Annotated in this window: 16 protein-coding genes and 1 tRNA gene; 6 read left to right on the forward strand and 11 right to left on the reverse strand. The window is 44.4% G+C overall.

Annotated elements, in window-relative coordinates; all coding sequences use genetic code 11:
* Positions 1–374: 374 nt before the first annotated feature.
* The 7 genes from R7F07_RS20280 to R7F07_RS20310 form a co-directional block, all read right to left on the reverse strand.
* Entirely contained in the window at positions 375–1,628 is a 1,254-nt protein-coding gene (locus R7F07_RS20280; RefSeq protein WP_005381029.1) for an HD-GYP domain-containing protein, read from the reverse strand.
* Positions 1,629–1,758: 130 nt separating this feature from the next.
* Positions 1,759–2,757, reverse strand: a complete 999-nt coding sequence (locus tag R7F07_RS20285; protein WP_005381031.1) for a LacI family DNA-binding transcriptional regulator — start codon at positions 2,755–2,757, stop codon at positions 1,759–1,761.
* 104 nt (positions 2,758–2,861) lie between these two features.
* Positions 2,862–3,617, reverse strand: a complete 756-nt coding sequence (gene chbG, locus R7F07_RS20290) for a chitin disaccharide deacetylase (RefSeq protein ID WP_171343289.1) — start codon at positions 3,615–3,617, stop codon at positions 2,862–2,864.
* A gap of 18 nt (positions 3,618–3,635) precedes the next feature.
* A complete protein-coding gene (locus R7F07_RS20295; RefSeq protein ID WP_005381048.1) occupies positions 3,636–4,958 on the reverse strand; it encodes a 6-phospho-beta-glucosidase in 1,323 nt (440 codons plus the stop codon).
* A 12-nt stretch (positions 4,959–4,970) separates the two neighbouring features.
* A complete protein-coding gene (locus R7F07_RS20300) occupies positions 4,971–5,282 on the reverse strand; it encodes a PTS lactose/cellobiose transporter subunit IIA (protein WP_025767646.1) in 312 nt (103 codons plus the stop codon).
* A 51-nt stretch (positions 5,283–5,333) separates the two neighbouring features.
* A complete protein-coding gene (locus R7F07_RS20305) occupies positions 5,334–6,668 on the reverse strand; it encodes a PTS sugar transporter subunit IIC (protein ID WP_171343290.1) in 1,335 nt (444 codons plus the stop codon).
* Between the two features lie 88 nt (positions 6,669–6,756).
* Complete coding sequence (locus R7F07_RS20310) at positions 6,757–7,062, reverse strand: PTS sugar transporter subunit IIB (RefSeq protein WP_025767645.1); 306 nt, start codon at positions 7,060–7,062, stop codon at positions 6,757–6,759.
* Between the two features lie 247 nt (positions 7,063–7,309).
* On the opposite strand from R7F07_RS20310, the gene R7F07_RS20315 reads away from it, so the two are divergent.
* The gene (locus R7F07_RS20315; protein ID WP_033906214.1) at positions 7,310–8,593 is read left to right on the forward strand and encodes a carbohydrate-binding protein; all 1,284 of its coding nucleotides are present in this window, start codon (positions 7,310–7,312) and stop codon (positions 8,591–8,593) included.
* Positions 8,594–8,840: 247 nt separating this feature from the next.
* On the opposite strand, the gene R7F07_RS20320 is transcribed toward R7F07_RS20315, so the two are convergent.
* Positions 8,841–8,925: transfer RNA gene (locus R7F07_RS20320), tRNA-Leu, on the reverse strand.
* A gap of 190 nt (positions 8,926–9,115) precedes the next feature.
* Positions 9,116–9,781, reverse strand: a complete 666-nt coding sequence (locus R7F07_RS20325; RefSeq protein ID WP_033906213.1) for an SDR family NAD(P)-dependent oxidoreductase — start codon at positions 9,779–9,781, stop codon at positions 9,116–9,118.
* Between the two features lie 227 nt (positions 9,782–10,008).
* Here R7F07_RS20325 and R7F07_RS20330 point away from each other — a divergent pair, with 227 nt between their 5' ends.
* Positions 10,009–11,277: a DUF2254 domain-containing protein gene (locus R7F07_RS20330; protein ID WP_047103613.1), complete on the forward strand. Its 1,269-nt coding sequence runs from the start codon at positions 10,009–10,011 to the stop codon at positions 11,275–11,277.
* A gap of 184 nt (positions 11,278–11,461) precedes the next feature.
* Complete coding sequence (locus R7F07_RS20335) at positions 11,462–11,941, forward strand: RDD family protein (RefSeq protein WP_005381070.1); 480 nt, start codon at positions 11,462–11,464, stop codon at positions 11,939–11,941.
* A gap of 87 nt (positions 11,942–12,028) precedes the next feature.
* Here R7F07_RS20335 and lptG read toward each other — a convergent pair whose 3' ends face one another.
* Together lptG and lptF are read right to left on the reverse strand one after the other, a co-directional pair.
* Entirely contained in the window at positions 12,029–13,099 is a 1,071-nt protein-coding gene (gene lptG / locus R7F07_RS20340) for an LPS export ABC transporter permease LptG (protein WP_005381071.1), read from the reverse strand.
* Between the two features lie 3 nt (positions 13,100–13,102).
* Complete coding sequence (lptF, locus tag R7F07_RS20345; RefSeq protein WP_005381072.1) at positions 13,103–14,203, reverse strand: LPS export ABC transporter permease LptF; 1,101 nt, start codon at positions 14,201–14,203, stop codon at positions 13,103–13,105.
* A 200-nt stretch (positions 14,204–14,403) separates the two neighbouring features.
* On the opposite strand from lptF, the gene pepA reads away from it, so the two are divergent.
* From pepA to R7F07_RS20360, 3 genes are all read left to right on the forward strand, one after another.
* Complete coding sequence (gene pepA, locus R7F07_RS20350; RefSeq protein ID WP_005381073.1) at positions 14,404–15,912, forward strand: leucyl aminopeptidase; 1,509 nt, start codon at positions 14,404–14,406, stop codon at positions 15,910–15,912.
* Positions 15,913–16,027: 115 nt separating this feature from the next.
* Positions 16,028–16,477 (forward strand): DNA polymerase III subunit chi, encoded by a 450-nt coding sequence (locus R7F07_RS20355; RefSeq protein ID WP_031777270.1) that lies wholly within the window; start codon positions 16,028–16,030, stop codon positions 16,475–16,477.
* Between the two features lie 96 nt (positions 16,478–16,573).
* On the forward strand, positions 16,574–19,432 hold the full coding sequence (locus R7F07_RS20360; RefSeq protein WP_171343291.1) for a valine--tRNA ligase: 2,859 nt from the start codon (positions 16,574–16,576) through the stop codon (positions 19,430–19,432).
* The last annotated feature ends 122 nt before the right edge of the window (positions 19,433–19,554 follow it).

Here is a 19,554-nt window from a genome sequence, read left to right on the forward strand (position 1 = left end):
AAAGAAATATCTAATTGGATTATCATCAACGAGTGCCCACACAGATTGATAGGTCTATATTGTTAAAGAGCTTGCTTTGCGAGAAGTTTTTCTCTCAAAGCGGAGGTGCATTCTAGCGATTTAGTCGTTAGTGTCAAACACTTTTTTAAACTAATTTTTTGTAGAAGCTTTTTACCTCTCCGACCCTGCTGAAGCCTTGTGACGTCTGCCGTGTCGATGGATGCGCATTATAGGGAGAAGATTTTCTTTGGCAATACTAAAAATGCATTTTTTCTAAAAAAACATGCCAAATGGATACTTTCCATCCAACCCTAAAATTACCCAGAAATAACACTCAGGATTTATACAATTTACCCACAAAAAGCTGTGGATAACTACTCATCACTATCAAAGAAATAAGAAATACGCGAACGCGGATTTAGATACTCTTTTACTTTATCCGGTAATTTTGACGGATGAATCGCGTTAACTATCTTTATATCTTTTGAGGCAAGATCAATGATTGGCGCTTGCGTCCTTGGTACTGATGGATCGTAAACCAAGACATTCGGGAATAATAGATGCGATGCATTCACTGAGATAACCAGGCCGACCATATTATTAGAAAGCTGAACTACGGTACCCGGAGGAAACACGCCCATAAACTTAATTAGGATGTTCAGGTTCTCTTCTTTATATAGGTGTTTACAGTTCTTATATAAATGAGAGAGTGCGGTATAAGGAATCTTTTGATCTGAGACTATCGGTGTATGACACAAGTTATCAAACGCATTGGCTACAGCAATAATTTGAGCAAACTCGTTGATCTCATCTCCTTTCAGGCCTTTAGGATAACCAGACCCATCTCTTAGCTCATGGTGCTGCGCAATCACAATTCTCGCGACTTCGGGAAAAGCCTCGATTTGACTCGCAAGATCGACGCCATATTTAGTGTGCAACTTTAAGTAGTTGGTTTCTGGCTCTGTTAGAGGTAGTTGCTTTCTTAATATTGCAGTCGGGATTTTTATTTTCCCGATATCATGGAATAGTGCGGAGAAGGAAAGCTCTTTCAACTGTGCTGCTGAGTACCCTTTAGCACGGCCAATCATCATCGAGATAACAGCCACGTTCAATGAGTGGAAATAAATATCTTCAAACTCATTTTTTCCGTTCATCAGGTGTAACGTAACATTATCATCGCACATTAACTTCTCGACGATATCTTCAATAAGAAGCTTTGCTTCATCAACTGCTGCTGTCGGACGGTTACGGATTTTAGTCATGACTGAACGCATACGTGCCAGAGAGCGCTCAAACTCTTTTTCACACTGAATCACGCGTCGACGGTATGCACTTAACTTTTCTATGCGGTTCTGTTTTTCTTGCCACATTTTTTGAGTTTCATGATCTAACGACGCTTCATTTGTTACTCTGTCAGCTTGTCTTTGATCAACAGGGAGTGGAACGGCATCGCTTTGCTCTGGATTAAAGTAAACGAACTTTACGCCGAGGTGGCGGATCATCTCGACTTGCTCTTGGTCTTTAATCTTAAAGCTATTGAGTAGAAAGGGGTGATCGTTCCACTTTAGCGGAAGACGGATATGTAGTCCGGGTTGAATACGATCGACCGTTAGTTTAATGGCTGCCACTTATTCACTACTGATTTATATTTCTTAAGAGAGTTAGAATACTAGTAAATTTTGTGAATAAATTCATCAGTAACTATCAAAACATCAAACCGTTATTTCTAAGCGACTCACTTAATTAGATAGAAGTAAGCTACTTTAAGGAGCGATCTGCTTTGCGTATTTTAAGCTTGGCCTCGAACACTGGCTTGTCTATTACTTCTTGATCTTTGACTAGCCCCATTAACGTTTGTACCGCTACACGGGCCATGTCACTGATAGGAAAGTGCACTGCTGATACTGTAGGGTAAAGACTTTCACAAAGATCAACACTGTCAAAGCTAGTTAATGAGATTTGCTCTGGTACAGAAATACTGTGCTCGTGTAAGTATTGCATTGCGCCAACCGTCATTTCTTCACTGCATGAAAAGACAGCCGTCACATCAGGGTGTCGTTGTAAAATTGCAGCCATTGCATCATAACCACTTTGCCGGCCATAATTCCCTTCTTCACACCAGCTTTCATCAATATCTATACCAGCATCCTTCATTGCATCAATATACCCAAGCTTTCTCAATACACTGTTATGACGTTGGGATGGACCGGCAATACAAGCAATCTTTCGATGACCACCAGCTAAAAGGTGCTCAACGGCAATACGGCTTGCATGATGATGGTTAAAGGTAACACAACGCTCTTCTATTCCTTCCACGTAGCGATCCAGGAGAACGAAAGGTGTTGGTTGTTTAGCTAATTCACGTAAGTCATCATCTGACAAATAACGACTATGAAGTACATAGCCGTCACAACGTAAATCATTAAAACGCTGAATTGCCTCTTTTTCACCTTGTGCAGAATGATGGCCTTGAGCTGTAATCAAAAACTTCTTATGAATATCCAGCTCGGTCTGAACCTGCTCCATCATCTCGCCAAAGAAGCCCCCCGTATAGTAAGTCACCAATAACCCAACCATATTACTGGATGAGGTTGCGAGTGAACGAGCAATTGCACTGGGACGATAATTCAATTGCGCCATAGCTTGCTCTACTTTTTTTCGAGTTTCCTCGCGAAATTTCCCCTCTCCATTAATAATTCGAGAAACGGTAGAGCGATTTACACCGGCGAGTTCGGCTACATCTTTAATCCTTGCCATAATGCTATTGGGTCCAACTGCAATTGTTATTAAATATTCGTTTGTATAGAACGGCTGCCAGCAATTCGTAAGGTGCTATAGGGGGCGAAGCTGGCAGCCTTTAATCATACACTGACCATTTGATTGGTAGAAACAAGCTCAGAGTAATCCGTGACAGTTATACCATGATGAGCTAACTGTTCTTTTAAAATGGGAGAGGTAAGAACTTGTAACTCTAGCTCTCGCTGAAGCGCATAACCACTCTGTAAGATAAGCGCCTGATCGGCCTCTGCCGGGTGGCACATCACCTCAACCAAGTCATAGTCAGCTTTTAAGCTCAATAGATGTGCCATTAAGCCATCCAAGCTCACTTTTTGATCATAAAACTCATCAGTAAAGATATACCTGATTGTCATCGATTCTTGACACAAGCCAGTGCCCCGCAGTGGCACTCGGTATTCATTCGCTACTTCTTTAATAACGGGCAAAATTTGAGGGTGAGTATGCGCGTGATGATGGCTATCTAAGTGGCTTAGCTCTAACCCAAGCGATAAAAAATGTTCCACCTGAGCTTTTGCTTCATCATAAACGACCTGAGTTTCGAAGTCCTGCTTACTCCAAAGTTCGTCATAGTTGATAAAGTGCGCTCGGCCGTTGGTCAAGTTAGGATGCTTCGTTATAGGCACACCTGCTGTAAACCTAAGATGAACGCCAACTTTCAAGCCTGAATTATGGCGAGCTAGTTCTAAGGCATGTTGCTCAGCATCCATACCCACCATCATGGTGGTTGAATGAACCACACCTTGCTGATGAGCTTTAACGATGCCGTTATTTACACCTCTCGTTAAACCAAAATCATCAGCATTAAAAATGACTTTCATTGGCGTCCTTCCTTAGTACTACAACGTCGTTAGTTTAAATTGAGGTAAATACGGAGCGTTCACCGCTAGGATATCATCCAGGATTGACTTGGCGCGGCCAATGTCAGGCACCAATGGGTTATTGGTTAATGCCATAAGCGCCTTGTCATAATTACCTTCGACAGCAGCTTCTATTGTTAGCTGCTCATACGCTTTAACTTGATGGAGTAATCCTTTGATATTGTTTGACAACTCGCCAACCGCAAGAGGTTTCGCCCCCCAGCTACCAATCACCGCACTACATTCAATCACAGCATCGTCAGGTAGGCCGTTGATCGCTCCATTATTTAAAACGTTAACAACATGAATACTATTACGATTGTTATAAATTGAATCAACTAGGTTCAGTGATGCATCAGAATAATAAGCACCACCCCGCTCCTCTAACTCTTTCGGCTTATGATCGAGGGTAGGATCTTGATAGAGCTTAAACAGCGCATTTTCTGTTTCCATTACCTGCTCAGCACGAGTGCCTTTTTCATCGGCACTTTGTTTCTCTTCAGCAAGCATGGCATCAGTTTGGTAGAAGTAACGATGATAAGGACATGGTATCGCCCCCAGTGCTTTTAGAAATGCCGGATCCCACGGCTCTTCCCAGATATTCTTCATACTGAAGTTGGCACCATCACCGACTTTCTCTAATACCGTTTGAGTAATATCTTCCCCATTGAGCCATGCTTTGTGTACCCACACGAGATGGTTTAACCCAGCAAACTCAAGTTGTAGCTCTTTTGGCTCGCACTCCATCATTTCTGCAATCATCATTTCCATTGAAACGGGCACATTGCATAAACCAATACTCTTTACTTTGGTGTACTTACTGACCGCTTCGGAAACTAAACCCGCTGGGTTGGTGAAATTGAGCATCCATGCGTTTGGAGCCAACTCTTCAATGTCTTTACAGATATCAAGAATGACCGGAATGGTTCGCAGAGCTTTAGCAAAACCACCAGGGCCCGTTGTTTCTTGGCCGATGACGTCGTACTTGATTGGGATTCGCTCATCGTTAGCGCGTGCAGCAAGGCCACCAACACGAAACTGCGTCATCACAAAATCCGCATCTTTTATCGCAGCACGGCGATCGAAACCGGCTTTTATCTCAATTTTTGCGCCGGCTTTATCGACCATTCGCTGAGCCAATCCTTTGATGATCTCAAGCTTCTCAGCTCCTGACTCAATGTCCACAAAATGAATTTTCTTAACGGGTAAATATTCTAAGCGCTTAATAACCCCTTCAACCAATTCCGGGGTATAGCTACTACCACCGCCAATAATGGCAAGTTTGATCGCCTCTCTAGACATTTTCATCCCCCTTTATTTGTTCGAGATTTTTTTGTTCAGTGCGACGATTTCTACAGCCATCTCTTGAGCCAAAATCGTAGTCATTAGGTGATCTTGAGCATGCACCATCACTAACGTCATCGGGACTTTCCCTTCTCCCTGATCTTCTTCAATAAGCTGAGTCTGTATTAAGTGGGCTTTATTAATGCACTCTCTTGCTTGAGAGAGCCTCTCATCAGCCGCTTCAAAATCTTGTTCTCGAGATAAACGCAATGCCTCGTAGCTTAAACTTCTGGCTTCACCAGCATTGCAAATGATCTCCATTACAACCAATTCTTGTTCCATCATTTTCTCTCCGAAAATCGGGCCGCGGTAATTGCGGCCCATTAAGCACAGTTAAGCAGTAACGCCTTCGCCTGACGGCTGCGTATCACCTTTAGTTTCCTTCGTCGTTGGTAGTTCTTGCTCCAACATTTGCTTCTCAAACATTTTGAAGAATGGGAAGTAGATGATTAGATCAAGAATTAATAAACCAATGACGAGCAATACTGGCGCAAAGGTCCAACCGCTACCCCACGAAGCACCTATCAGTGCCGGTGTTGTCCAAGGTGTTGTAGCGACCCCCATACCCACAAAGCCGACATGCACAGCAAAATACGCAATCGTAGCGTTGATGACTGGAGCGAAGACGAACGGGATAAACAAGGTCGGGTTCATCACAACTGGGCTACCGAAGATCACAGGTTCGTTGATTTGGAAAAAGCCAGGCACCACACTCATTCGACCAATGCTCTTAAGGTGAACAGAACGGCTAAACGACATCAGCATAACAAGAGCAAGTGTTGCACCAGAGCCGCCAATAAAGATGTAAAAATCCCAGAACGGTTGAGTAAATACGTTTGGAATCGGTTCACCTGCAACAAAGGCTTCAATGTTGGCACCAATGTTGGTCAAAAAGATTGGAGAAAGCAGTCCAACAACAATTGCAGCACCATGAATACCCGCAAACCAAAGTAGCTGGCAAAGCAATAAAGCGCCAATAATGGCAGGCAATGAGTTAGACGCACTGATTAGCGGTTTAAAGATAGCCATAACAGCATCTGGAATCAGCATGTCGTACTGGGTTTGTACGAAAAGGCTAAGTGGATATAAGGTAATGAATATCGCTAAGACTGGTAGCAATACTTCAAATGATCGCGCAATCGCCGGTGGCACCTGCTCTGGCATGCGAATCGTAATATTGTGCTTTTTCATAAAACGGTAGAGCTCCACCGAGAAAAATGCACACATCACTGCGGTGAAGATCCCGGTTCCGCCCATGTGAGACATAGACAACGCGCCATCTTTAGCTGGGGCCGCAATGAGTAAAAAAGACATTAGTGACAATACAGCACTCGTGATCCCATCCATCTTGTAAGCCTTCGCTAAACTATAAGCAACGCCCAGCGAAACAAAAATGGTCATGATCCCCATCGACATGTTGTAGGGCATCATTATGGTATCAAAATGTGTAGTGGCGAAATCGAGCCAAATTCGACCAAAAGTAAAGGTTGTATCTTCGGCAAATGGGGGGAATGCAAAAATCAAAATGAAACTACCAACAATAATAAACGGCATTGCGACAATAAAACCGTCTCTCATTGCGCGAACATGGGGCTGATTCCCCACTTTAGCTGCTATAGGGGCTATATGCTTTTCGACTGCGCCTATAATTGCGTCATAAAGCTTCATAGAATCCATCCTTATTTTAGGCAAAAGAATCCCGCATCAAATATTTATATTTGATGTACAGTTATCTTTTTTAATTTAAAACTATGGTTTAGTTAATTAATTCTAATGCTTGCTCTAGTACTTCCTCTCCCTTCATCATTCCATAATGCTGAGGAGAAATCGCGTCAATGTTTTTACCATGCTCTTGCGCCGTTTTTCTTAGCTCTTCTAGCTGAAAACGTACTTGAGGCCCGAGAAGACAAACATCGTACTCTTTAATTGCATCTTCAAATGCATTCACTGACATCGCATCAATTTTGCATTCAATTCCTTTATTTTCAGCAGCTTGCTCCATTTTCTTAACAAGCATACTGGTGGACATCCCTGCGCTACAGCATAAAAGGATCTTTTTCATAGCCTTACTCCCGTTGTGTAAATTTCAACCTGCAAAAACTGTAGCAAAAATAACCAAGACAAAAAAGCGCAACCGGTTGCATTATTCGTGAACACAATCCCAATTTAGAAAATACCACCTATTTTTTTGTAATTATTTAGGTCTAGGATAAAAGTCATAAAATAATTTAAGACATCACATTAAGTTTCAAATTATCAATATTTTACTACTGACAACGTCGTTATTAATTTCTTAAAAGGAATAGAGAATGAAATTTAATAAACTGGCTATTGCAACGCTTGTAAGTGCCGCACTATCACAACACTCATTTGCTCAAACCGACTCTAAAGGCACAATTTATCTAACGTTTGATGATGGACCAATCAATGCATCTATTGACGTTATTCAAGTACTTAACCAGGAAGATATCAAAGCGACGTTTTACTTTAATGCTTGGCATTTAGATGGAATTGGTGATGAGAATGAAGACCGTTCCCTAGAAGCCTTAAAGCTCGCATTAGACACTGGTCATATTGTTGCGAACCACAGTTACGATCACATGGTGCACAACTGCGTGGATGAGTTTGGACCGAACAGTGCTGCGGAGTGTAATGCGACCGGGGACCACCAGCTTAACTCGTATCAAGACCCTGTTTACGATGCCTCAATGTTTACGGAAAACTTATCTGTGTTAGCAAAGTATTTGCCGAACATTACAAGCTACCCGAACTACAAGGCAACAGAGTTTGCTAGACTGCCCTACACCAACGGTTGGCGCGTGACGAAAGACTTCAAAGCAGATGGGTTATGTGCCACGTCTGATGACCTGAAACCTTGGGAACCAGGATATGTATGCGATACATCCAACCCATCCAACAGTGTAAAAGCAGCTATCGAGGTTCAAAATATCCTAGCGAATAACGGCTATCAAACTCACGGTTGGGATGTGGACTGGGCACCCGAAAATTGGGGCATTGAAATGCCAGCAAACAGCCTTACAGAAGCAGAAGCATTTCTTGGATATGTGGATTCCGCGTTAAACACTTGTGCACCAACAACGATTAACCCGATCAACTCCAAAGCTCAAGAGTTCCCATGTGGTACACCTTTACACGCAGATAAAGTTATCGTATTAACTCACGAGTTCCTATTTGAAGATGGTAAGCGTGGCATGGGGGCAACGCAAAACCTACCTAAGCTCGCTAAGTTTATACAGTTAGCAAAACAAGCGGGTTATGACTTCGACACAATGGATAACTACACACCGAACTGGCAAGTTGGTCATAACTACGACGCTGGCGATTACGTCTTACACCTAGGTACTGTATACCAGGCTGTAACAAACCATACTGCGCAACAAGATTGGGCACCGTCTCTAACCTCTAGCCTTTGGACAAATGCAGACCCAGCCACTAACTGGACTCAGAATGTTTCCTATAAACAAGGTGATGTGGTGACTTATCAAGGTTTGCGTTATCTAGTTGATGTACCGCACGTGTCCCAAGCAGACTGGACTCCGAACACTCAAAATACCTTGTTCACAGCTCTATAGGCTGTTCCTACTATCACCATGTAGTAGTTTGCGCGAGGCATACCCCTCGCGCTTTTTTTGTTTTGAAGATCCAGATACAACAAAGCCCCGACTTTCATCGAGGCTCTGTCTTAAAATATGGTACCGGTGGACGGAGTTGATTGGACTGGCATTCCTGCCGCCACCGCGAAGGCAACGCTAACTTTCTTTTGATATTTACGAACACCTAAAACGACGAAAGGCCGCTATAAAAGCGACCTTTCTAATATGGTACCGGTGGGCGGACTTGAACCGCCACGCCCGAAGGCAACGGATTTTGAATCCGTCGTGTATACCAATTTCACCACACCGGCATCTTTGGGCTATTGCCCTTTGATGGTTGGCATTATACGTAAGCTTTTGACCTGCGCAAGCAGAAATACCTTAAATAACTATCGTTTGCTGATAATTTCGCCACAAAGTGTGACAAAGCTGTACTCATAAGAAACGTACGCTCCATTTTCTACTACTCTTCCAGATGAAAGTGAGTATACGAAACTCTTTTTAAATTCTATTCACTGTAATATCAGAAACATAACCATTCCCAATGCTCGACAACGCATTATGGAGCATCTCTGCGGCATCTTCTGCTTGCATGAAGTGACTCGTGTCCATCGTATTGCCGCTTGTTTTCCAGAATTCCGTATCCATTCCACCAGGATAAACCGCGATAATTTTCATAGGTTTTCCTTTTAGCTCCAAACGAACCGACTCAATTAATCCTTTGACGGCCCATTTCACTGCACAATACGTAGACTCTTGCGCTTTAGGTTGTTGCGCGGCTGTGGACATGATCATGACCACTTTTATTGGATGATCTTTGTAACGCTTTACTAACTCTCTTAACACATGAATCGCAGAATTCAGGTTGTTATCAATCAACTTTTGAATCTCTTCCGGCTCCTGCTCTTCCAGTAAGCCAAAATAACCACTTCCTGCACTATGAATGACCATTTCAGGCGGCTGTTTCATCCCATCAAAGAGCTGTTTCACACCTTGATGTAATGAGAGGTTGCAAGCTTGATAGCCGACGTTATGAGAGAGTTGTTTTGCTAGTGCGGATAGTTTTTCTGTATTTCTTCCTATTACATACGTCTCTTTGCCTTCCGCATCATAACGCTTTGCTAGTTCCGCCCCTAAGCCGCTACTTGCACCTGTAATTACAATCATGCGCTACCTCTTTTCAATCACATACTTTTAATTCATCTATCAATTAAGGTAACAGAATCGTGGTAATTCACACCTCAAGAGCACCATTCTTTGAAGCAAGCAGCTTTCTTACTTTCGTGATGCATGAAATATCAAGCAGAACGACGGGCATTTAACCTATGCTTAAGCAAGAATAACTTTCTGAATTTTCTATCGACTTTCTAGTGAGAACTGAATAGGAGCAAAGAATGACTGGGTCAAAATGGCAGTGGTTACTGAAACAGATGACACGAAAACTGTGGGTCCGGACGTCACTCTACGCATTACTAGCTGTTGCTACCGCCTTAATGTCGATTGTTTTAAACCAGTTCATTACTCTGCCCCCTGCCATCAACGTCAGCAAGGATTTGTTGAACAACATATTAAATATCCTCGCAACCTCCATGCTTGCAGTGACTACATTCTCTCTCAATATTATGGTCTCAGCATACAGTGCCGCTAGTGCGGGGGTAACGCCACGAGCGACAAAACTGTTGATGGAGGACAGTACAACACAAAATGCCTTAGCAACCTTTCTTGGCTCTTTTCTATTTAGTTTGGTAGGAATTATCGCGCTAGGTATTGGGGCCTATCATCAACAAGCACAAATTTATCTATTCATCGTGACTATCGCCGTAATCGTGATGATCATACTCACTCTGCTACGTTGGATTCAGCACCTTTCCGTACTAGGAAGGGTCAGTGAAACCACTTCATACGTGGAGCAAGCCTTGTTAGATGCGATAAGAAAACGGGGCAAAGAGCGTTGGCTAGGCGCTCACCCATGGAGCCACCCAGAACATAAACCCAGAGGAAGTAAACCTATTTTGAGCCAAGAAATTGGTTACTTACAGCATGTTGATATGCATCATCTCGATAGTATTGCTGAAGCAAACCAATGCACCATCTACCTTGAGCGACAACCGGGAAGTTTTGTGTACGTAGGTCAACCATTGGCTTGGGTTTGTGGAGAGTTGCCAGACGAAAGCGAAATAACGGCAGCCTTCACGATTCGAACGGAGCGTTCATATGATCAGGACCCTCGCTTTGGTTTAGTCGTTATGGCGGAAATCGCCTCACGAGCACTATCTCCGGCTGTAAATGATAATGGCACCGCGATTGACGTTCTTGGGCGTTCTGTACGAGCACTTTCATTATGGGGAGACCTACTCAGTAAGCCGCCTACCAAAACTCGATACCCTAGACTATTTGTGCCCGCATTGAGCTGCCAGGATTTGTTTGATGATGTCTTTTTGCCGATAGCACACGATGGTGCAGCGCAACTCCAAATACAGATTCGCCTACAAAAGGCCTTGCTAGCTCTCTCTAGTATGCACCCTAAGTTATTTTTGTCACCAGCAATCAAGCTGTCAGAAAAAGCTTTAGAGCTTTCATTAAGCCAACATTATACCGAAGATGAGAAACACCAACTCTCTCAACTATCTAATCTGGTCACAGACCAAAGAGCCAATGGTTAAGAGAGTCGAATTCAGTTGAAACATATTGCTGCACGGCCTCGTGTATCATGACATGTGCTGATAACGTAGGGCAGAAAAGTCTCTTCGTTTATACACAATTAAAGACTCTGTGCGTTAGGTCTCTTTTCTCTTGGTGAGGGAATCTATATTCTGACGCACAATTTTTAAGGTAAGTGATGGAATAATGACAACGTCTACAACTCTTCCACCTGCTGGTCTCTTTCGTCGACTTGCAGCGTTGATTTACGACACATTGATTATTATCGCAATTGAAATGATGGCCGCTGGTATTGTTATGGCCGTTGTGTTTGCACTAAATGCAGCAGGATTGTTGAGCTATGGCGAGTACGCTGATGCCGCAGATATGCTCGGAAAGCACCCTGTATTGAGCCCTCTATTTACACTTTATCTTGCTGGTGTGTGGATATATTTCTTTGTGTTCTTCTGGACGCGAGCAGGACAAACTCTTGGGATGCGCGCTTGGAAGCTTCGAGTTCGCAATGCCAAAGACGGAGCACCAATTACGGTAACTCAAGCTCTGATTCGTATTTCGACATCTGGCTTTGGCTTGGCAAATTTGACTGTACCGATTGATCCGAAGAAACGTGGTTTCCACGACATTTGGGCCAAAACAGAGGTTGTTGTATTACCTAAGGCAAACTAACTTGTCTAGGAACACAAAAAAGGAAGGCGTAATGCCTTCCTTTTACATTTGGTTCGGTAAAACTTGGTTTATTCGATGATGCTTCAGTTATAGCTTTCTTCGTAGCAGTGCAATCGCAATAGCTAAGAACACCAAACTCGGGGCCAAAGCACCAAACACTGGGGATATGCCATACACCAAGCTTAATGGACCAAAGAACTCACTGGATATGTAAAAAGTAAACCCGGCAACCACGCCCGACAATACCCTTGCCCCCATGGTCACGCTTCTGAGTGGACCGAAAACAAAAGATAGCGCCATTAACATCATCACAGCAATTGAAAGCGGCTGAGTCAACTTACGCCAAAACGCCAACTCATAGCGAGATGCATCTTGTTCCGATGCTTTCAGGTAAGTCACATAATCATACAAACCGCTCAGTGACAGTTCTTCTGGCTTCACGGTCACCACAGCTAGCTTATCTGGTGCCAAAGAGGTGTGCCACTCCATCTGTTCGATGTCTTGCTTTGAAATTACGTTTTCATTTTCCATGTCCGTTATTTGTACGTAGCGCATCAGCCAGTTGTTATCTTGTTGGTAGTCGACTTCTTCGGCGAAAATAACTTTTTGTAGATTCTTATCATCATCAAAACGCCACATATTTAAAGCATAAAGCTTGTCGTCTTCGACTTTACCGATAAAGATAAAGTCGTTTGCGTCACGAGCCCACACACCTGAGCGCACAGACACAATGCTACCACCTGATATCGCAAACGCACGTAAGTCACGGGCCATCTTCTGGGCCTCAGGAGCGCCCCATTGACCTAACGCCATAACGACAATCATGAGCGGGACGGCCGTTTTTAGTACCGATAACCCGATATCCAGCTTAGAGAAACCAGCAGCTTGCATCACCACCAGCTCAGAGCTTGAAGCCAACATACCTAAGCCGATCAGGGCACCGAGTAATGCCGCCATTGGAAAGAACATTTCGATATCACGCGGCACACTGAGTAACACAAAGTACAACGCATGAGTGAGGTCGTACACACCTCGCCCTACTTTACGTAGCTGTTCTACATATTTGATGATGCCCGATAAGCCAACAAACGTCGCTAAAACCAAGGCAGTGGTAGAGATGATGGTTCTACCGATGTAAAGGTCTAAGATTTTGAACACAGCTTACGCGAGCCTCTTCTTGCGGAATTTGTCTTTTATTCGTCTAGCAGCAACGCTGTCCATCATATTCGCCATGATAGCAACAATCAGCAACATCGCATTGATTGGCCACATACCAATAGCAGCCGGGATGTCACCATCTTCTAATGCAGATTTGGTTGCACTGATCGCCAAGAAATACGCTAGATAGATCAGAATCGCAGGCCCCATTTTGGCAAACCGTCCCTGACGCGGATTCACCGCAGACAAAGGAATAACGAGCATTGTTAAGAGTGGAATACACACAAATAACGAAATTCGCCATTGTAGCTCCGCTTGCGCCTCTGGATCTGGGTGACCTATCAAGTCAACCGTTGGGTATGCTTCCCAGTCTCGCCCTTTCTTTTTGACCTCACGTTGGCCGATAACACCTTCGTATTCATCGAATTTCGTGATCATATATTCAACGCGAGTAGGCACACCTTCATAACGCGTACCTTCTTTCATAGTGATGATCTGACGACCGTCCGAAAGCTCTTTTACTTCACCAGAAGATGAGAACATCACACTCGGTAACACTGAATCTCGAGGGCGCATCTGCGCAACAAAAACGTTGCTCAAGGTATTGTCTTTAATGTCATCGATGAACACAACCGATGAACCGTCTGGTGTACCTTGGAACTGACCTTTTTTAAGTAGGTCAACGCTGTTTTCTGACGCTACCTGCTCATAAAGCTGCTCAACGCGGTCTTGAGACCACGGCGATAGCCACAACGCATTGAAAGCCGCCACCGCTGAAGTAATCAACGCTAGGTATAAGGCCGCTTGAACCAAGAATTTATTACCAATACCTGTCGCGTTCATTACGACAATTTCGCTCTCTGCATACAGACGACCAAATGTGATCAATATGCCGATATACAGACTTAAAGGCAGCATTAACAGACCCATTGCTGGCATGTTCAAACCAACAATCGAGAAAATCAATCCAGCAGGAATATCCCCATCAGAAGCATCAGCAAGAACACTTATGAATTTCTGGCTTACAAACACCAAAAAAAGTACGAAAAAAATCGCAAATTGGCTCTTGAGTGTTTCGCGGATCAAATATCTAACAATAATCACGCTGAAATTACCTATACAAAACTTGTTTTTTTGGTCGAATCACTATAGTTTCCCGTTGAACCATTTATTTTTTTAAAAATTATAAACTAGATGTTAGTCGCTTAATCAGCTCTGCATGTAAGCCTGGAGCTAAAATTCAACAAGTAAGCGATCATTATCTAACATTTAGAGCAATTTGTCTTCAGGATGTAGGAGTACGCATGGAGTTCAGTGTAAAAAGTGGCAGTCCAGAGAAACAACGTAGCGCATGTATCGTTGTTGGTGTGTTTGAACCACGTCGCCTTTCTCCAGTAGCCGAACAACTTGATAAAATCAGTGACGGTTACATCAGTTCACTACTTCGCCGTGGTGATCTAGAGGGTAAACCTGGTCAGATGCTGCTACTGCATCAAGTACCAGGTGTTTTGTCAGAGCGCGTTTTACTTGTCGGTTGCGGCAAAGAGCGTGAACTTGGCGAGCGCCAGTACAAGGAAATCATTCAAAAGACGATCAGCACACTTAACGAGACAGGCTCAATGGAAGCGGTATGTTTCCTAACTGAACTGCATGTTAAGGGTCGTGATACATACTGGAAAGTGCGCCAGGCTGTAGAAGCGACTAAAGATGGTCTATACACATTTAATCAATTCAAGAGCGTGAAACCTGAGACTCGCCGCCCACTGCGCAAGCTTGTTTTCAACGTACCAACGCGTCGTGAATTGAACTTGGGTGAAAAAGCAATCACTCATGGTCTTGCTATCGCATCAGGTGTCAAAGCCTCAAAAGACCTTGGCAACATGCCGCCAAACGTAGCTAATCCAGCTTACCTTGCTTCTCAAGCTCGTCGTCTAGCGGACGATTACGAAACCGTAACCACCAAAATTATTGGTGAGCAAGAGATGGAAAAACTGGGTATGACCTCTTACCTAGCAGTAGGCCGTGGTTCTAAAAACGAATCTATGATGTCTATCATCGAGTACAAAGGTAACCCTGACTCAGATGCAAAACCGATTGTGCTCGTAGGTAAAGGTCTAACCTTCGACTCAGGCGGTATCTCTCTAAAGCCGGGCGAAGGTATGGATGAGATGAAGTACGACATGTGTGGTGCGGCATCGGTATTCGGTACAATGAAAGCGCTAGCGAAGCTAAACCTACCAATCAACGTTATTGGTGTTCTAGCGGGCTGTGAAAACATGCCTGGCAGCAACGCTTACCGTCCAGGTGACATCCTAACGACCATGTCTGGTCAAACTGTAGAAGTTCTGAACACGGATGCTGAAGGCCGTCTTGTTCTTTGTGACGCACTGACTTACGTAGAGCGTTTCGAACCAGACTGCGTGGTTGACGTTGCAACGCTAACTGGTGCTTGTGTTATCGCACTAGGCCACCATATCAGCGGTGTAATCTCTAACCACAACCCTCTTTCTCATGAGCTAGTAAACGCTTCTGAGCAAGCGAGTGACCGTGCATGGCGTCTACCAATGGCAGACGAGTACCACGAACAGTTGAAGAGCCCGTTTGCGGATATGGCAAACATTGGTGGTCGCCCTGGTGGCACAATTACTGCGGGTTGCTTCTTATCTAAGTTCGCGAAGAAGTATAACTGGGCACACGTCGATATCGCAGGTACCGCGTGGAAATCAGGCGCAGCGAAAGGCTCAACGGGCCGTCCTGTCTCAATGCTTGTCCAATTCCTTTTGAACCGCAGCGGCCAAGAGACAGAAGAGTAATTTCTGAACAGAATCTAAAAGGGCCGCAAGGCCCTTTTTTATTATCCTAATTTTCTAAAATGAAAGTGGGACTTAAGATGGTCTTAGGAAGAGACCCAAGGCAAGTGAGAGAATGATGCAAACTGCAACCTTCTACATCATTAACGAAGAGAGCCCGCAAGCAACGGTGGCTGGCTTTGAAGAATACATCGTGTTTTTGGCTCAGCACTTTGCTCGCCAAGGCGCTAAAGTGTATTTAAACTGCCAAGACAAACCACACGCCGAGCAGCTCGCTGAAGCCTTTTGGCAAGTTGATGCAGACAAGTTCATGGCACATAACCTCGTAGGCGAGGGACCGAAATACGCCACCAATATTGAAATCGGCCATGAAGGTGTAAAACCTAATTGGAACCGTCAGCTGGTAATTAATTTGGCGGAAAATGAGACAACCTTTGCGAACAAGTTTGCTCAAGTGGTAGACTTCGTGCCCTGCGAAGAAAAAGCTAAACAACTCGCAAGAGAAAGATATAAAATTTACCGTCAAGCAGGTTACCAGCTGCAAACGATCGAAATTCAATATCCTTAACGGTCAATCCTTATAGTTAAGGCGATCTTGTTAAGATCCCTCACTTATAAAGATTGACTAAGATTCAACCATCAACGTATCCATTAAAAGAGCGCTATGGAAAAGACATACAACCCAACTTCAATCGAACAAGCTCTGTATCAGACTTGGGAAGAGAAAGGCTACTTTAAGCCACACGGTGACACTACTAAAGAATCATACAGCATCATGATCCCGCCACCGAACGTCACTGGTAGCCTACACATGGGCCACGCGTTCCAAGATACGATCATGGATACGCTTATCCGTTGTGAACGTATGAAGGGTAAAAACACCCTTTGGCAAGTAGGTACTGACCACGCTGGTATCGCAACTCAGATGGTTGTTGAGCGTAAGATCGCTGCAGAAGAAGGCAAAACAAAACACGATTACGGTCGTGAAGCTTTCATCGACAAAATCTGGGAATGGAAAGGCGAATCTGGCGGCACTATCACTAAGCAGCTTCGTCGTCTTGGCGCATCTGTAGACTGGGATCGTGAACGCTTTACGATGGACGATGGTCTATCTAACGCCGTTCAAGAAGTCTTCGTACGTCTATACGAAGACGATCTAATCTACCGCGGTAAGCGTCTGGTTAACTGGGATCCAAAGCTACACACAGCGATTTCAGATCTAGAAGTAGAGAACAAAGACACTAAAGGCCACATGTGGCACTTCCGCTACCCACTAGCAGATGGCGCTAGAACAGCCGATGGCAAAGACTACATCGTTGTTGCAACGACTCGTCCAGAGACCGTGCTAGGCGATACGGGTGTTGCAGTTAACCCAGAAGATCCACGTTACAAAGATCTTATCGGTAAAGAAATCATCCTTCCTATCGTTGATCGTCGCATCCCAATCGTGGGCGATGAGCACGCAGATATGGAAAAAGGTACTGGCTGTGTGAAAATCACACCTGCGCACGACTTCAACGACTACGAAGTAGGTAAGCGCCACCAGCTACCAATGATCAACATTCTGACTTTCGACGCAAACATCCGTGATGCTTCTGAAGTATTCAACACCAACGGCGAAGCAAGCGACGCTTACAGCACTGAGCTACCAGCTAAATACCACGGTATGGAGCGTTTTGCCGCTCGTAAAGCTATCGTTGCTGAATTCGACGAGCTAGGCCTACTTGAAGAAGTGAAAGATCACGATCTACAAGTTCCTTACGGCGACCGTGGTGGCGTGGTTATCGAACCAATGCTAACTGACCAATGGTACGTACGTACTGCGCCTCTAGCGAAAACTGCAGTTGAAGCAGTAGAAAACGGCGACATCCAATTTGTTCCTAAGCAGTACGAAAACATGTACTTCTCTTGGATGCGTGACGTTCAAGACTGGTGTATCTCTCGTCAGCTATGGTGGGGTCACCGCATCCCAGCTTGGTACGACAACCAAGGTAATGTTTACGTAGGTCGCACTGAAGAAGAAGTTCGTAAGAACAACAACCTAGAGTCAGTCATTGAACTGCACCAAGACGAAGACGTACTGGATACGTGGTTCTCTTCTGCACTATGGACATTCGGTACTCAAGGTTGGCCAGAGCAAACTGACGACCTGAAAGTATTCCACCCTTCAGACGTTCTAGTAACTGGTTTCGACATCATCTTCTTCTGGGTTGCGCGCATGATCATGATGACCATGCACTTCGTGAAAGACGAAAACGGCAAACCACAAGTACCATTTAAGACGGTTTACGTTACTGGTCTAATCCGTGATGAAAACGGCGACAAGATGTCTAAGTCGAAAGGTAACGTACTTGACCCAATCGACATGATCGATGGTATCGACCTAGAGTCTCTAGTAGAGAAGCGTTGTGGCAACATGATGCAACCTCAGCTAGCGAAGAAGATCGAGAAGAACACTCGTAAGACGTTTGAAAACGGTATCGAAGCATACGGTACAGACGCACTACGTTTCACTCTTGCAGCAATGGCATCAACAGGTCGTGATATCAACTGGGATATGAAGCGTCTTGAGGGTTACCGTAACTTCTGTAACAAACTATGGAACGCAAGCCGTTACGTAATGATGAACACAGAAGAGCAAGATTGTGGCTTCAACGGTGGTGAGATTGAATACTCACTAGCAGACAAATGGATCGAGTCTCAGTTTGAACTTGCAGCGAAAGCGTTCAACAACCATATCGACAACTTCCGTCTAGATATGGCTGCGAACACGCTTTACGAATTCATCTGGAACCAATTCTGTGACTGGTACCTAGAGCTAACTAAACCCGTTCTATGGAAAGGTACTGAAGCGCAACAGCGTGGTACTCGCCGTACACTCATCACGGTTCTTGAGAAGACGCTACGTCTAGCTCACCCAGTGATTCCTTACATCACTGAAACTATCTGGCAAAGCATCAAGCCATTAGTTGAAGGTGTAGAAGGCGAGACAATCATGCTGCAAGCACTGCCTCAATTCGACGAAGCAAACTTCAACCAAGAAGCGCTAGATGATATCGAATGGGTGAAAGCGTTCATTACCAGCATCCGTAACCTACGTGCTGAATACGACATCAACCCTGGTAAGCCGCTCGACGTTATGCTGAAAGCAGCAAACGCAGAAGACGCTGCGCGTCTAGAAGCAAACAAACAAGTACTAATGTCTCTAGCGAAACTAGAATCTGTACGCGTACTTGCTGCTGACGAAGAAACGCCAGCGTGTGCAACAGCATTGGTTGCTAAGTCTGAGCTAATGATCCCAATGGCAGGTCTGATCGACAAAGATGCTGAGCTTGCTCGTCTAGATGGCGAAATCAAGAAGACGCACGGCGAAATCAAGCGTATCGAAGGCAAACTAGGTAACGAAGGCTTCGTAGCGAAAGCTCCTGAAGCAGTTGTTGCTAAAGAGCGTGAGAAGCTTGAAGGCTACAAAGAAACGCTAGCTAAGCTAGAAGAGCAGAAGACAACGATCGCTGCGCTTTAAGCCTCAGTGAAAGAGAAGAATTAACACTTCTCACTTTTTGGTTCAAAAGGTTGGTCATCATGGCCAACCTTTTTTGTATACATTTCACCAAAACCATCATCAATAGCTTCCCCCTATCACAA

Origin of the sequence: Vibrio sp. YT-16 (genome assembly GCF_033337405.1) — a bacterium.
GTDB classification, from domain to species: Bacteria; Pseudomonadota; Gammaproteobacteria; order Enterobacterales; family Vibrionaceae; genus Vibrio; species Vibrio alginolyticus.

Excerpts from the sequence above, each read along its gene's own strand:
- R7F07_RS20285 (WP_005381031.1), bottom strand. The coding sequence starts at position 2,757 with ATGGCAAGGATTAAAGATGTAGCCGAACTCGCCGGTGTAAATCGCTCT.
- chbG (WP_171343289.1), bottom strand. The coding sequence starts at position 3,617 with ATGAAAGTCATTTTTAATGCTGATGATTTTGGTTTAACGAGAGGTGTA.
- R7F07_RS20295 (WP_005381048.1), bottom strand. The coding sequence starts at position 4,958 with ATGTCTAGAGAGGCGATCAAACTTGCCATTATTGGCGGTGGTAGTAGC.
- R7F07_RS20300 (WP_025767646.1), bottom strand. The coding sequence starts at position 5,282 with ATGGAACAAGAATTGGTTGTAATGGAGATCATTTGCAATGCTGGTGAA.
- R7F07_RS20305 (WP_171343290.1), bottom strand. The coding sequence starts at position 6,668 with ATGAAGCTTTATGACGCAATTATAGGCGCAGTCGAAAAGCATATAGCC.
- R7F07_RS20310 (WP_025767645.1), bottom strand. The coding sequence starts at position 7,062 with ATGAAAAAGATCCTTTTATGCTGTAGCGCAGGGATGTCCACCAGTATG.
- R7F07_RS20315 (WP_033906214.1), top strand. The coding sequence starts at position 7,310 with ATGAAATTTAATAAACTGGCTATTGCAACGCTTGTAAGTGCCGCACTA.
- R7F07_RS20325 (WP_033906213.1), bottom strand. The coding sequence starts at position 9,781 with ATGATTGTAATTACAGGTGCAAGTAGCGGCTTAGGGGCGGAACTAGCA.
- R7F07_RS20330 (WP_047103613.1), top strand. The coding sequence starts at position 10,009 with ATGACTGGGTCAAAATGGCAGTGGTTACTGAAACAGATGACACGAAAA.
- R7F07_RS20335 (WP_005381070.1), top strand. The coding sequence starts at position 11,462 with ATGACAACGTCTACAACTCTTCCACCTGCTGGTCTCTTTCGTCGACTT.
- pepA (WP_005381073.1), top strand. The coding sequence starts at position 14,404 with ATGGAGTTCAGTGTAAAAAGTGGCAGTCCAGAGAAACAACGTAGCGCA.
- R7F07_RS20355 (WP_031777270.1), top strand. The coding sequence starts at position 16,028 with ATGCAAACTGCAACCTTCTACATCATTAACGAAGAGAGCCCGCAAGCA.
- R7F07_RS20360 (WP_171343291.1), top strand. The coding sequence starts at position 16,574 with ATGGAAAAGACATACAACCCAACTTCAATCGAACAAGCTCTGTATCAG.